The 12,911-nt window shown below is 68.2% G+C and carries 12 protein-coding genes and 1 tRNA gene; 5 read left to right on the top strand and 8 right to left on the bottom strand.

Going from position 1 to position 12,911, the window contains the following annotated elements; genetic code table 11:
* Nucleotides 1–52: 52 nt before the first annotated feature.
* Nucleotides 53–511 carry a RidA family protein gene (locus CQ047_RS08180; protein WP_105674087.1) on the bottom strand — a complete coding sequence of 153 codons (459 nt, stop codon included), beginning with the start codon at nt 509–511 and terminating at the stop codon, nt 53–55.
* Nucleotides 508–732, bottom strand: coding sequence for a hypothetical protein (locus tag CQ047_RS08185; RefSeq protein WP_105674089.1), 225 nt, complete (start codon nt 730–732; stop codon nt 508–510). The genes CQ047_RS08180 and CQ047_RS08185 overlap by 4 nt, the downstream gene beginning before the upstream one ends.
* A gap of 78 nt (nt 733–810) precedes the next feature.
* On the opposite strand from CQ047_RS08185, the gene CQ047_RS08190 reads away from it, so the two are divergent.
* The 5 genes from CQ047_RS08190 to CQ047_RS08210 all read left to right on the top strand — a co-directional run bounded on the left by CQ047_RS08190 (nt 811) and on the right by CQ047_RS08210 (nt 5,789).
* Entirely contained in the window at nt 811–3,399 is a 2,589-nt protein-coding gene (locus CQ047_RS08190) for a transglycosylase domain-containing protein (RefSeq protein WP_181155876.1), read from the top strand.
* Nucleotides 3,396–4,337 (top strand): metallophosphoesterase, encoded by a 942-nt coding sequence (locus CQ047_RS08195; protein WP_105674091.1) that lies wholly within the window; start codon nt 3,396–3,398, stop codon nt 4,335–4,337. The genes CQ047_RS08190 and CQ047_RS08195 overlap by 4 nt, the downstream gene beginning before the upstream one ends.
* 91 nt (nt 4,338–4,428) lie before the next feature.
* Nucleotides 4,429–4,505, top strand: a tRNA-Pro gene (locus CQ047_RS08200).
* A 67-nt stretch (nt 4,506–4,572) separates the two neighbouring features.
* A complete protein-coding gene (locus CQ047_RS08205; protein ID WP_105674093.1) occupies nt 4,573–5,037 on the top strand; it encodes a VanZ family protein in 465 nt (154 codons plus the stop codon).
* Nucleotides 5,034–5,789, top strand: coding sequence for an HAD-IIB family hydrolase (locus tag CQ047_RS08210; protein WP_105674095.1), 756 nt, complete (start codon nt 5,034–5,036; stop codon nt 5,787–5,789). The genes CQ047_RS08205 and CQ047_RS08210 overlap by 4 nt, the downstream gene beginning before the upstream one ends.
* A 60-nt stretch (nt 5,790–5,849) precedes the next feature.
* On the opposite strand, the gene CQ047_RS08215 is transcribed toward CQ047_RS08210, so the two are convergent.
* The 6 genes from CQ047_RS08215 to CQ047_RS08240 form a co-directional block, all read right to left on the bottom strand.
* Entirely contained in the window at nt 5,850–7,109 is a 1,260-nt protein-coding gene (locus tag CQ047_RS08215; protein ID WP_105674097.1) for an alpha-hydroxy acid oxidase, read from the bottom strand.
* Nucleotides 7,110–7,131: 22 nt separating this feature from the next.
* Nucleotides 7,132–7,830, bottom strand: a complete 699-nt coding sequence (locus CQ047_RS08220) for a FadR/GntR family transcriptional regulator (protein ID WP_105674099.1) — start codon at nt 7,828–7,830, stop codon at nt 7,132–7,134.
* Nucleotides 7,831–8,138: 308 nt separating this feature from the next.
* On the bottom strand, nt 8,139–8,750 hold the full coding sequence (locus tag CQ047_RS08225; RefSeq protein WP_105674101.1) for a thymidine kinase: 612 nt from the start codon (nt 8,748–8,750) through the stop codon (nt 8,139–8,141).
* 7 nt (nt 8,751–8,757) lie between these two features.
* Nucleotides 8,758–10,230, bottom strand: coding sequence for a malate:quinone oxidoreductase (locus CQ047_RS08230; protein ID WP_105674103.1), 1,473 nt, complete (start codon nt 10,228–10,230; stop codon nt 8,758–8,760).
* Between the two features lie 87 nt (nt 10,231–10,317).
* Complete coding sequence (locus CQ047_RS08235; protein ID WP_105674105.1) at nt 10,318–11,391, bottom strand: aspartate-semialdehyde dehydrogenase; 1,074 nt, start codon at nt 11,389–11,391, stop codon at nt 10,318–10,320.
* Between the two features lie 198 nt (nt 11,392–11,589).
* The gene (locus tag CQ047_RS08240; protein WP_105674171.1) at nt 11,590–12,870 is read right to left on the bottom strand and encodes an aspartate kinase; all 1,281 of its coding nucleotides are present in this window, start codon (nt 12,868–12,870) and stop codon (nt 11,590–11,592) included.
* Nucleotides 12,871–12,911: the final 41 nt, after the last annotated feature.

Here is a 12,911-nt window from a genome sequence, read left to right on the forward strand (position 1 = left end):
CTCCTGAAAGCTCAGGAGGGGCGTTCTCGTTCTGTCAGGATGCCGGATGCCGTCAGGCGAGGATGAAGACGACCTCGACCTCGACGGGGCTGTCCAGGGGCAGCACCGGGACGCCCACCGCTGCACGCGCGTGGCGGCCCGCCTCGCCGAAGATCTCGCCCAGCACCTCGCTCGCGCCGTTGATGACGCCGGGCTGGCCGGTGAAATCCGGAGTGGAGGCGACGAAGCCGCCGACCTTAAGCACGCCGGCGATGCGGTCGACGCCGCCCGCGGCATCCGCAGCGGCCGCGAGCGCGTTCAGCGCACAGGTGCGTGCATAGAGGTTCGCGTCCTCGGCGGTGACCTCGGCGCCGACCTTTCCGGTCGTCGGCAGCGCCCCGCCCGAGAAAGGCAGCTGACCCGAGGTGTAGACGAGGCCCGCGTGCACCACGGCGGGGACGTACGAGGCGACGGGCGCCGCGACGGCGGGGAGCTGGATGCCGAGCTCGGCGAGACGGGCGGAGACGGTCATGCCGCGCCCCCTTCGAACTGGCGGGCGGCCTCGGCCGCGGCGGCCAGACCGGCGTTCGCCGAGGCGTCCGCCGTCACCGGGCGCTTGAGGTAGGCGACGAGCCCTCCCTCTGGGCCCTGCACGACCTGCACGAGCTCCCAGCCCTGCTTGCCCCAGTTGTTCAGGATCGCCGCCGTGTTGTGGATCAGCAGCGGCGTGGTCAGGTACTCCCACGTGGTCATGGCACTCCTCGTTCTGACGGCATCCGTGCCGTATCGCGTCAAAGGCGGTATTCAGGGAACTCCCCTACGATCAAGCGTATGCCCCAACAGAATCGCACGGTGAAGAGCGTGCTCGGCGGCCTTCTCGGGCTCGTCGGACTCAGCGTCGTAGCCGGCCTCCTCGTCACGGCCAGCGCCACCCCCGTCCTCGCAATGACGGGCATCACCGGTTCCAAGGCCCTCACCCTCTTCGAGGAGCTCCCCGAGAACCTCAAGGTCAACGCCCCCATGGAGCAGTCGACCATCTACGCCAAGGGCACCGACGGCAACCCGGTCGCGCTCGCGTCGTTCTACGACCAGAACCGCATCCCGGTCTCGTACGACCAGGTCGCTCCGGTGATGTACGACGCCATGCTCGCCAGTGAGGACAAGAACTTCTACTCCCACGGCGGAGTGAACCTCGGAGCGACCATCAAGGCCGCCTTCGGAAACGTCACCGGCTCGACTGATCGCGGCGCGTCGACGATCACTCAGCAGTACGTGAAGAACGTGCAGATCCAGGAGTGCGAGCAGAAGGTCGACACCGCTGCGAAGGACTACGACGACCAGATCAACCAGTGCTGGCTGAACTACGCGGTCGCCACGGGCAGCGACGGAATCGAGCGCAAGCTGCGCGAGATGCGCTACGCCCTCCAGATCGAGAAGGACTACTCGAAGAACGACATCCTGCTCGGCTACCTGAACATCTCCAGCTTCGGCGGCCGCGTCTACGGCATCGAGGCCGCCGCGAACCGCTACTTCTCGACGACCGCGGCGAACCTGACCATCGCCCAGGCCGCCACCATCGCCGGAATGGTGCAGGCTCCCAACACCTATCGCATCGACCTCCCCGGAGGCACCTACACCACCAAGGACGGCGTCGCGCACAACAGCGCTGAAGACGGCTACAAGGACACCCTGACCCGTCGCAACTACGTTCTCGAGCGCATGCTCATCGATGGGAAGATCACGCAGGCGCAGCACGACGAGGCCAAGGCCACGCCGATCACCCCTGTGCTCCACGACGCCACGCAGGGATGCGCCACGGCTGGCGACAACGCGTACTTCTGCCAGTACGTGAAGTCGGTCGTCGAGAGCGACAAGGCCTTCGGGGACTCCCCCGAGGACCGTCGCGCCAACCTGCGCCGCGGTGGACTGCAGATCTACACGACACTCGATCTGAGCGTGCAGAACCCGGCGATCGAGGCCGTGAAGTCGCGTGTCCCTCAGTCGATGCCCGGCATCCTCGTGGGCGGAACCGGCGTATCGATCGAGACGAGCACCGGCCGTATCATCGCCATGGCCCAGAACACTGCGTTCAACGAGTCGGCGACGGCCAACCTCGCCGCCGGCGAGTCCTCTCAGGTCTTCGCAGCAGACCGTGCGCACGGTGGCAGCACCTACGGATTCGAGACCGGATCGACGTACAAGCTCTTCACCCTGCTCGACTGGCTCAACAAGGGCCACTCCGTGAACCAGGTGCTGGACGGCCGCTTGAAGACCTTCACGCCCTTCACGGCGTGCGGAGACAAGATCACGAACAACACGAAGATCAACAACTTCGGCAACGGCGGCGGCTCGGTCAGCAGTGTGGCCCGCTTCACCGCCCAGTCGCTCAACACCGGATTCCTCGCCATGGCGCAGCAGCTCGACCTGTGCGACATCAACGAGGTCGCCAAGAGCCTCGGAGTCCACTACGGCAACGGCGACGACATCACGGTCGGCGGCACCGACGTCAACCAGGCCCCCAACTCTCCCTTCGCATCGGTGCTCGGCTCCAAGAGCGTCGCCCCCCTGCAGATGGCCGGCGCATACGCGGCGGTCGCCAACAACGGCATCTTCTGCGAGCCCAAGGCCATCGACAGGGTGGTGGGTCAGGACGGCCAGGACAAGGCGATCCCCGAGACCAAGTGCACGCAGGTGCTCACTCCCGAAGTGGCTGCGACCGCAGCATTCGCTCTCGCCGGCGTCATGAACGGCGGAACCGGTGGCAACGCGAGGCCGAATGACGGCATCCCCGTGATCGGAAAGACCGGTACGGCCGAGAAGTCGCACACCATGCTCGCGGAGTCGAGCACGAAGGTCGCGACGGTCGTCTGGGTCGGAAACATCGACGGCCGCGAGACGCTCAACAACTTCCGGGCCAACGGCACGCGACTCGGTGACATCCGCTACGGGATGGCGAAGGCCATCCAGACCGCGGCCAACGCGGTGTACGGAGGCGACGCCTTCCCGAAGCCCGACACCAAGCTCACCCGTCAGGTGCAGAGCGACGTCCCGAACGTCGTGGGCAAGTCGATCGAGGAGGCCACGGCGATCCTCGATGAGGCAGGGTTCACCGCCACGGTCAGCTCTCCCGTCGACAGCGATCTGCCTGCGAACGTCGTCGCCGCTCAGAGCCCTTCGGGCCAGGCCGCGACGGGCACCACCATCACGCTCTCCCCGAGCAACGGGCAGGGCGCGACCGTGCCTGCTGCGGTGATCGGGCAGTCGAGATCGGATGCGCAGAACACACTGTTCGGCGCAGGTTTCAGCGCCGTGGCGTTCGACAACACCTGCAACCCGCCCAACGCGAAGGTGACGAGCACCAACCCCGCAGCGGGCACCGCGGCGAACAAGAGCGCGACGATCCAGGTCTCGTGCCAGTGACGTCATCTCGCACGGTCCACCCGGCCCTCATCGCGCTCGGCGCGGTGGGGGCCGCTGGCGCTGCCGCCGCGGTCTGGGGCATCGGCATCGAGCGCTACCTCTTCACGGTGCGGGAGGCGACGGCATCCGCGCTCGCTCCGGGCTCCGCTCCGCTGCGCGTGCTGCACATCTCCGATGCGCACATGGCGCCCTGGCAGCACCGCAAGCAGGACTGGCTGGCGTCCCTCGCCCAGTTGAAGCCCGACCTCATCGTGAACACGGGCGACAATCTCGGGCACCGGGACGGACTCGATGGCATCCGCCGTGCGTTCGAGCCGTTCGCGGGCATCCCCGGCGTCTTCGTGCACGGGTCGAACGACGTGACGGAACCCTCTCCGCGCAATCCGTTCCGCTACTTCATGGGCCCCTCGAAGAAGCACCAGAAGTCGCCGCTGCTCGACACCGCGGCGATGGACCGCTTCTTCACCGACGAGCTCGGCTGGACCGACCTGAACAACGCCGCCGCACGCCTGACCGTCGCCGGTGAGACCGTCGACCTCTTCGGCGTGAGCGACGCGCACCGCGACTGGGACCGCCTCGATGTGCTCCCCGACGCGATCGGCGCCCTCGGCCCGAGGGATGCCGGAACTTCGGTTCTCGGTGTGACCCACGCGCCCTACCAGCGCGTGCTCAACGGCTTCACCGACCTCGGCGCCGATGCGATCTTCGGCGGACACACGCACGGCGGTCAGGTGTGCCTCCCCGGCTTCGGCGCGCTGGTCGCGAACTGCGACATCCCGCTGAAGCAGGCGAAGGGCCTGAGCACGTGGACGCACGACCACCGCACCGTGCCGCTGAACGTCAGCGCCGGCTGCGGCCACTCGATCTACGCCCCCGTGCGCTTCGCGTGCCGTCCTGAGGCGACGCTGCTGACGCTGACGGCTCGTCAAGGCGCGTGAACGCAGGGCATGTCACGATCCACCCCGTCGATTCGATCGCCCCGATTCGCCGTTTCCGCTCCTTCTCTTGTAGACTCGGAGGGTTGCAAAACGGGGTGTGGCGCAGCTTGGTAGCGCGCTTCGTTCGGGACGAAGAGGTCGCAGGTTCAAATCCTGTCACCCCGACCAGTAACACCGGAAGGCCGCCCTCAGGGGCGGCCTTCTCTGTACGGCACACACGCGAGGGGGAACGCACGTGAGTACACGACGGCGCCGCATCGCGCGCATCACGACCCTCGTGATCGGCATCCCCTTCCTCGCCCTCATCGGGTTCCTTGCGCTCACTCCCCGCCGTGTGGAGCAGTCGATCCCGAACGTGCTCGACCTGATCCTCGGCGCCGTCCACCGGCTGGGCTGGACCTCGCTCGACTTCACGACCCTCGAGGTCGCAGCCAACGTCTTGGTGTTCATCCCCGTGGGGATCGTCGCCTACGTGTTCCTCCCCCGCCGCGCGCGCTGGCTCGCGCTCGCCGTCGGCCCCGCAGCATCCATCGCCATCGAGCTCACACAGCTCCTCGCCCTGCCGAACCGCGACCCGTCGATCAACGACGTCATTGCGAACTCGATCGGCGCCACGATCGGCGTCGCGCTCTGCCTGCTGAGCAGCTGGGCGTTCCCGTCACGCGTCTCCGCGCGTCCGTCTACCCTGGAAGCATCATGACCTCGCCTGCCCTCGTCGCCTTCGACCTCGATGACACGCTCGCACCGTCGAAGGGCGCCATCAGCCCTCGCATCGCCGACCTCCTTCTCGCGCTGCTGCGCCGCGTCGACGTCGCCATCATCTCCGGCGGCAACGAGGAGCAGTTCCGCAGCCAGGTGATCGCACAGCTGGTCGATGCGGATGCCGCCGACCTTGCGCGCCTGCACCTGCTGCCCACGTGCGGCACCCGCTACCTGCGCTACGACGGCACCGGCTTCGCCGCCGCCTACGCGCACGACCTCACCGACGACGAGAAGTCCGCCGCGCTGACGGCGCTGCGCGAGGAGGCCGAACGGCTGAACCTGTGGGAGCCGGAGCCGTGGGGCGAGATCCTGGAGGACCGCGGCTCGCAGATCACCTTCTCCGCCCTCGGGCAGAAGGCTCCGAGCGACGCCAAGCACGACTGGGACCCCAGCGGCGCGAAGCGCCTCGCCCTGCGCGACGCCGTGGCCGCCCGCCTGCCCGGACTCGAGGTGCGCGCCGGCGGCTCGACCTCGATCGACATCACCCGCGCAGGCATCGACAAGGCCTACGGGATGCTGCAGCTCGTCGAGCACACCGGCATCCCCCTGTCCGCCATGCTCTTCTACGGCGACCGTCTCGACGAGGGCGGCAACGACTACCCCGTGCTGGCCCTCGGCGTGCCGTCCGTGGCCGTCGACGGCTGGGAGGACACGGCCGACAAGCTCGACGCGCTGCTGCCGACGCTCTGAGGACGAGCGTCGGCAACAGCGCGTGTCATCTCGCGCCGTTCGCTCGACGACCGGTGACGGTCAGCGAGCGTTCGCCTCGACGGCTGCGCGGGAGACGGGGACCAGGCGGGTGAGCTGCGTGACGTGCGCGGGCTCCAGCTCCGCGAGCGACGAGACGCCGAGCAGCCGCATGGTCCGCTCGATCTCGCTGCGCAGAATCGCGATCGTGCGATCGACACCGGCGCGACCGCCCGCCATCAGACCGTAGAGGTAGGCGCGCCCGACGAGCGTGAAGTCGGCCCCCAGCGCCACGGAAGCCACGATGTCGGCGCCGTTCATGATGCCGGTGTCGATCATGACCGTGAAGTCGTCGCCCACGGCCTCGCGCACCGACGGCAGCAGGTGGAACGGGATCGGCGCGCGATCGAGCTGGCGACCGCCGTGGTTCGAGAGCACGATGCCGTCGACGCCCGCATCCTTCAGCCGCACGGAGTCCTCGACGTTCTGCACGCCCTTGATGACGATCCGGCCGGGCCACAGGTCGCGGATCACGGCGAGGTCTTCGTAGCTGATCGTCGGGTCCATCGCCGCGTCCAGCAGCTCGCCGACGGTGCCGCCCGTGGTGCTGAGCGAGGCGAACTCGAGCTTGGGGGTAGTGAGGAAGTCGTACCACCACCACGGACGCGGAATCGCGTTGACGATGGTGCCGAGGGTCAGCTGCGGCGGAATGCTGAAGCCGTTGCGCTTGTCACGCAGACGAGCGCCCGCGACAGGGGTGTCGACCGTGAAGTGCAGGGTGTCGAAGCCGGCTGCCGCGGCCCGGCGCGTGAGCTCGTAGGAGATCTCGTGGTCGCGCATCACGTACAACTGGAACCAGTTGCGCCCGTGCGGATTCGCCGCCATGACGCCCTCGATCGACGTCGTGCCGAGGGTCGACAGCGTGAACGGGATGCCCGCCGCGGCAGCCGCACCCGCGCCCGCGATCTCGCCCTCGGTCTGCATCAGACGCGTGAACCCGGTCGGCGCGATGCCGAAGGGAAGCGCCGAGGGGCCGCCGAGGATGTCGACGGACGTGTCGACGTCGGGTGCGGGACGAAGGATGCCGGGGTGGAACTCGACGTCCTGGAAAGCCTGGCGCGCGCGGGAGAGCGACAGCTCCCCCTCCGCCGCGCCGTCCGTGTAGTCGAAGGCGGCCTTGGGTGTGCGCCGCTTCGCGATCGTGCGCAGATCGTCGATGGTGAGCGCGGCGTCGAGCCGCCGTTTCTTCCCGTTCAGCTCGGGTTTCTTGAACTTCATCAGTTCGAGCAGTTCCACGGGGTTGGGGATCTGGCGCTGGACCATGGTGCTCCTTCGGTCGGGGGCCTCAGCGGCCCAGAACGTGTTCGTAGTAGCCGGTGATGTGCGCGTGCACCAGGGCGCGGGCGGCATCCGCCTCTCCCCCGTCGATCGCTTTCACGATCGCGCGGTGCTCGGCGCGCAGCCGGTCGGCCATCGCGCTCCACTCGCCGATGGATGCCGACCCCTCCAGCACGTACGACTCGATCGACGTGCGGAGTCCGGCCATCATGGCGGCGATCACGGAGTTCCCGCTCGCCTCGGCGAGGGCGAGGTGCAGCTGTGCGTCGAGGGCGAGGAACTCCTCGGCGGTGAGGCCGTCGGCATCCATCGCCTCGAGCACGCGGTGCGCGGCCTCCGTGTCACGGTCGGGCGCAGCGGCGAGTGCCGTGACGACCGCAGCCTCCAGCACGAGTCGCGTCTGCACGACATCGTCGATCGGAAAGCCGTGGGCGGCCACCTGCAGCCTCAGCAGCGTCGACAGTCCGCCGGACGGCGTGGCGATGACGATCGCCCCGGACTGAGGCCCGGAGCCCGTCGCCGTGCGGATCAGCCCCATGACCTCCAGCACCCGCAGCGCTTCGCGGACGCTGGATCGGCCGACGCCGAGATCTGCGGAGAGATCCCGCTCCGACGCGAGGCGGTCGCCGGGGCCGAGTCGACCGTCGAGGAGGCCGCGCTCGATGTGCTCCAGCACGAGGCGCCAGGCGCGCGGCTGCTCCGGCATCCGTCCTCCCGAGGTCGAGTGTGTGGTCTGACCACAGTATCCCGTGTGGTCAGACCACGCAAGCGACGTTCATAACTCCTCAAAGAACGCGCGAATCGTACGCTGTCGCCCCGTCGGGCGCAGGAGTGCTGCCGTCTATGAGGAGTTATGAACGCGAAGACGAGATCACGCGAGGACGGCGCCACCGAGGCGCACGATGCGGAACAGGGCAGAGCAGAGCGGGCGTCAGCCCAGGCATACACCCCGACAGCCCGGCATAGGCCCGCGTCGGCCCGGCATACGCCCGGGTCAGACGGCGTGGGCCTCGGTCAGCCCAGGCGTCCGCCGGACTCCTGGAGGTAGCAGGCGCCGCACAGCGACTCGTACGTCGTGACCTCGGGCGCGATCGCACCCTCGGCGCCCTCGTCGATCGCGACCTGATCGCCGTCGAACACGAAACGGCCGCCGACGACGCGGCCGTTGAACACCGCCTTGCGTCCGCAGCGGCAAATCGTCTTGAGCTCCTCCAGCGAGTGCGAGATCGCCAGCAGACGAGCAGAGCCGGGGAAGGCGTGCGTGAGGAAGTCGTTGCGGATGCCGTAGGCGATCACCGGGATGCCGTCTTCGATCGCGATCCGGAACAGGTCGTCGATCTGCGCCGGCGTGAGGAACTGCGCCTCATCGACCAGGAGGCAGGCGATGTCCCTGTCGCGGTTGTGCGCGGCGAACAGGGCGCGGGCATCGTCGTCGGCGCCGACGAGGAAGTCGACCTCACGCGTCATGCCGAGGCGACTGGAGATCTCGGAGGCGCCCTTGGTGTCGATCGCCGGCTTCGCGAGCAGCACGTGCTGGCCGCGCTCCTCGTAGTTGTACGCGGCCTGGAGCAGCGAGGTGGACTTGCCCGAGTTCATCGCGCCGTAGCGGAAGTAGAGCTTCGCCACGATGCGATTACGCGTTGATGCCGAGGACCTCGGCGGTCGCCGCCGTGGACCTCTCGGCAGCGGCGGCATCCTCGTTCAGCTTCTCGCCGAACGTCGGGATGAGGGCACGCAGCTCCGGCTCCCAGCTCGGGTACTCCTCGGGGAAGCACTTCTTGAGCAGGTCGAGCATGATCGGCACGGCCGTGGACGCGCCGGGCGAAGCGCCGAGCAGACCCGCGATCGAGCCGTCCGCCGCGGAGACGACCTCGGTGCCGAACTGCAGGATCCCGCCCTTCTTGGCGTCCTTCTTCATCACCTGAGCGCGCTGACCGGCATCGATGAGGGTCCAGTCCTCGTCCTTCGCCGTCGGCATGAAGGTGCGGAGGCTCTCGACCTTCTTGCGGTGGTTCTTCAGCAGCTCACTCACCAGATACGTGATCAGGTCGGGATTCGCGAAGGCGACCCGCAGCATCGGCCAGAGGTTGTGCGTGCGCACCTGGGTGACGATGTCGAGCATCGAGCCCTGCTTGAGGAACTTGGGGCTGAAGGTCGCGAACGGGCCGAACATCAGGGAGGCCTCGCCGTCGACGACACGCGTGTCGAGGTGCGGCACGGACATCGGCGGAGCGCCGACGGATGCCTGCGAATACACCTTCGCCTGGTGCTGCGCGACGATCTTCGGGTTGGAGGTCTTGAGGAACTGGCCGCCGATCGGGAAGACGCCGTAGCCCTTGATCTCGGGGATGCCGGAGCGCTGCAGCAGCTTGAGAGCCCAGCCGCCGGCGCCGACGAAGACGAAGCGCGCCTTGATCTGGTTCGGGGTATGGCCGAGGGTGTTGCGGTAGCCGAGCAGCCAGCCGCCGTCCTTCTGCTTCTTCAGGCTCTTGACCTCGTGGTTGAGACGCAGGTCGACGCCCGAGGCGGTGAGGTGATCGAAGAGCTGGTGGGTGAGCGCGCCGAAGTCGACGTCGGTGCCTGCGGGCACACGGGTCGCCGCGAACGGCTCGCCCTTGCGGCGCTGCTGCATGAGCAGGGGCGCCCACTTGTTGATGACCCGGGAGTCCTCGCTGTACTCGATGCCGTCGAACAGCGGCTGCTTCTTGAGGACCTCGTACCGGTCCTTCAGGTACGCCACGTCCTTCTCGCCACGCACGAACGTCATGTGCGGGGTCGCGTTGATGAACGTCTTCGGCGCGTCCAGGACGCCCTTCTCGACGAGGGACGACCAGAACTGGCGGCTCTGCTGGAACTGCTCGTTGATCGAGACGGCCTTGGCCGGGTCGAGCGGCTGACCGGGCGTCTGCGGCATGTAGTTCAGCTCGCAGAGCGCCGCGTGACCGGTGCCGGCGTTGTTCCAGGGGTTGGACGACTCCTGCGCCACATCGGAGAGTCGCTCGAAGGCGACGATCTTCCAATCCGGCTGCAGCTGGTGCAGCAGGGTACCCAGGGTGGCGCTCATGATGCCACCACCGATCAAGACGACATCGACGGTTTCGGTCACCAGAACAGTCTAGTTCGCGGGCACGACCCGGCTGACCACACGGACCGGCCGGTCAGACCGGATCCGCATGGCCAGGATGCTCTCGGGCTATGACGCCGCGACGCTCAGTCGCTCGGCCAGGACCTCGGCGATCTGCACCGCGTTCAGCGCCGCGCCCTTGCGGAGGTTGTCGTTGCTGATGAACAGCACGAGGCCCTTGCCCTCGGGCGCCGACTGGTCGGCGCGGATACGGCCGACGAAGCTCGGGTCCTTGCCCGCCGCGTACAGCGGAGTGGGGACCTCTTCGAGCACGACGCCGGGCGCCGCTGCGAGGACCTCGGTCGCGCGCGCAGGGGTGATGTCCCGCGCGAACTCGACGTGAATGGAGAGCGAGTGCCCGGTGAACACGGGGACGCGCACGCAGGTTCCCGCGACGCGGAGGTCGGGGAGCTCGAGGATCTTGCGGCTCTCGTTGCGGAGCTTCTTCTCCTCGTCGGTCTCGTTGTCGCCGTCGTCGACGAGGCTGCCGGCGAACGGGATGACGTCGAAGGCGATGGGCGCCACGTACTTCTCCGGCTGCGGGAAGTCGACCGCGGAGCCGTCGTGCACGAGACGGAGGGTGTCGCCCTGGGCGAGCACGCCCTCGACCTGGCCGAGCAGCTCCTGCGCTCCGGCGAGACCGGATCCGGACACCGCCTGGTAGGTCGAGACGATGAGGCGCTCGAGACCTGCCTCGGCATCCAGCACCTTCAGCACCGGCATCGCGGCCATCGTGGTGCAGTTCGGGTTCGCGATGATGCCCTTGGGGCGCTCGTCGATCGCGTGCGGGTTGACCTCGCTCACCACGAGGGGCACCTCGGGGTCGTTGCGCCAGGCGCTGGAGTTGTCGACGACCACGGCGCCGGCCTCGGCGAAGCGCGGGGCGTAGGCGCGGCTGGCGGTCGCGCCGGCCGAGAAGAGTGCGATGTCGATGCCCGCGGCATCCGCGGTCTCCACGTCTTCGACGATGACCGTCGCTCCGCCGAACTCGATCGCCGTGCCCGCCGATCGCGACGACGAGAACAGGCGCAGCTCGCGAATCGGGAAGGACCTCTCGGCGAGAATCTCGCGCATCACGGTGCCCACCTGGCCGGTGGCGCCCACGATGGCGACGGAGAGTCCTGAGTCGGAGATGCGGGTCATGATGTTCCTTGGCGTCGTACGTACTGCGTGCGAAGCGCGAGGCGCAGCGTCGGGATGCGGATGCCGCGCCTGGCGCCGATGTCAGGGTTTCCGCGAGTCTACCGCGGCGGGGAACTCGCCCAGGTCGTCGTGGCGGTTTTCACACCGTCGATGTCAGGATGCCGACGGCCCGGCGATTGCGTGCGAGCGAGCGGCGTCTCAGCGACCGGTGCCGGCGTGGACCGTGGCCTCGGCATCGCCGTCGAGCCCGTAGGCCGTGTGCACGGTGCGCGCCGCCTCGGCGAGGTCGGTGTCGCGCAGCACGACCGAGATGCGGATCTCGGAGGTCGAGATCATCTCGATGTTGATGCCGCCGGCCGACAGCGCCTCGAAGAGCGTCGCCGAGACACCGGAGTGCGTGCGCATGCCCGCCCCGACGACTGAGAGCTTGCCGATCTGGTCGTCGTGGATGAGGTTCTGGAAGCCGACCTCGGTCTGGTCGCCCGCCAGGGCCTTGAGCGCCGCGGCGGCATCCGCCTTGGGCACGGTGAAGGAGATGTCGGTGCGCCCGGTCGCGGACACGTTCTGGACGATCATGTCGACGTTCGCGCCCGACTTGGCGACGATCTTGAAGATCTCGGCCGCCTTGCCGGGAACGTCCGGCACGCCGGCGACGGTGATCTTTGCCTGGCTGAAGTCGGTGGCGACTCCGGCGACGATCGGCTCTTCCATGTCTGCTCCCTCGGATTCGCGGGGGTTCTTCATGCCCTCGCCCAGAACGTACGTGCCCTCGGACGACGAGAACGTCGAACGGGCGTGGATCAGGACGCCGTGGCGGCGTGCGTACTCGACGGCGCGGATGTAGAGCACCTTGGCGCCGTTCGCGGCGAGCTCGAGCATCTCCTCGCTGGTGATGTGGTCGAGCTTCTGAGCCTTCGGGATGACGCGGGGGTCGGCGGTGAAGATGCCGTCCACGTCGCTGTAGATCTCGCACACGTCGGCGTCGAGCGCCGCCGCGAGGGCGACGGCCGTGGTGTCGGAGCCGCCGCGGCCGAGAGTGGTGATGTCACGGGTGTCGCGGTTGAAGCCCTGGAAGCCGGCGACGATCACGATCGCCCCCTCATCGAGAGCCTCGCGCAGCCGCACGGGGGTGACGTCGACGATGCGGGCGGCGCCGTGCTGCGAGTCGGTGATCATGCCCGCCTGGCTGCCGGTGAACGACCGCGCCTCGAAGCCCATCGAGTGGATGGCCATGGCCAGCAGCGCCATCGAGATGCGCTCACCGCTGGACAGCAGCATGTCGAGCTCGCGGGGCGCAGGGATCGGCGCGACCTCGTTGGCGAGATCGAGCAGCTCGTCGGTGGTGTCGCCCATCGCACTGACGGCGACGACCACGTCGTGCCCCGCGCGACGCGTGTCGACGATGCGCTTGGCGACGCGCTTGATGCTCTCTGCGTCGGCGACAGAGGAGCCGCCGTACTTCTGCACGATGAGGGCCACGTTCACTCCCTGGGATGTCGGGCGGATCCGCCCACGCCCAT

Origin of the sequence: Microbacterium sp. MYb72, assembly GCF_002979415.1 — a bacterium.
GTDB lineage: Bacteria > Actinomycetota > Actinomycetes > Actinomycetales > Microbacteriaceae > Microbacterium > Microbacterium natoriense.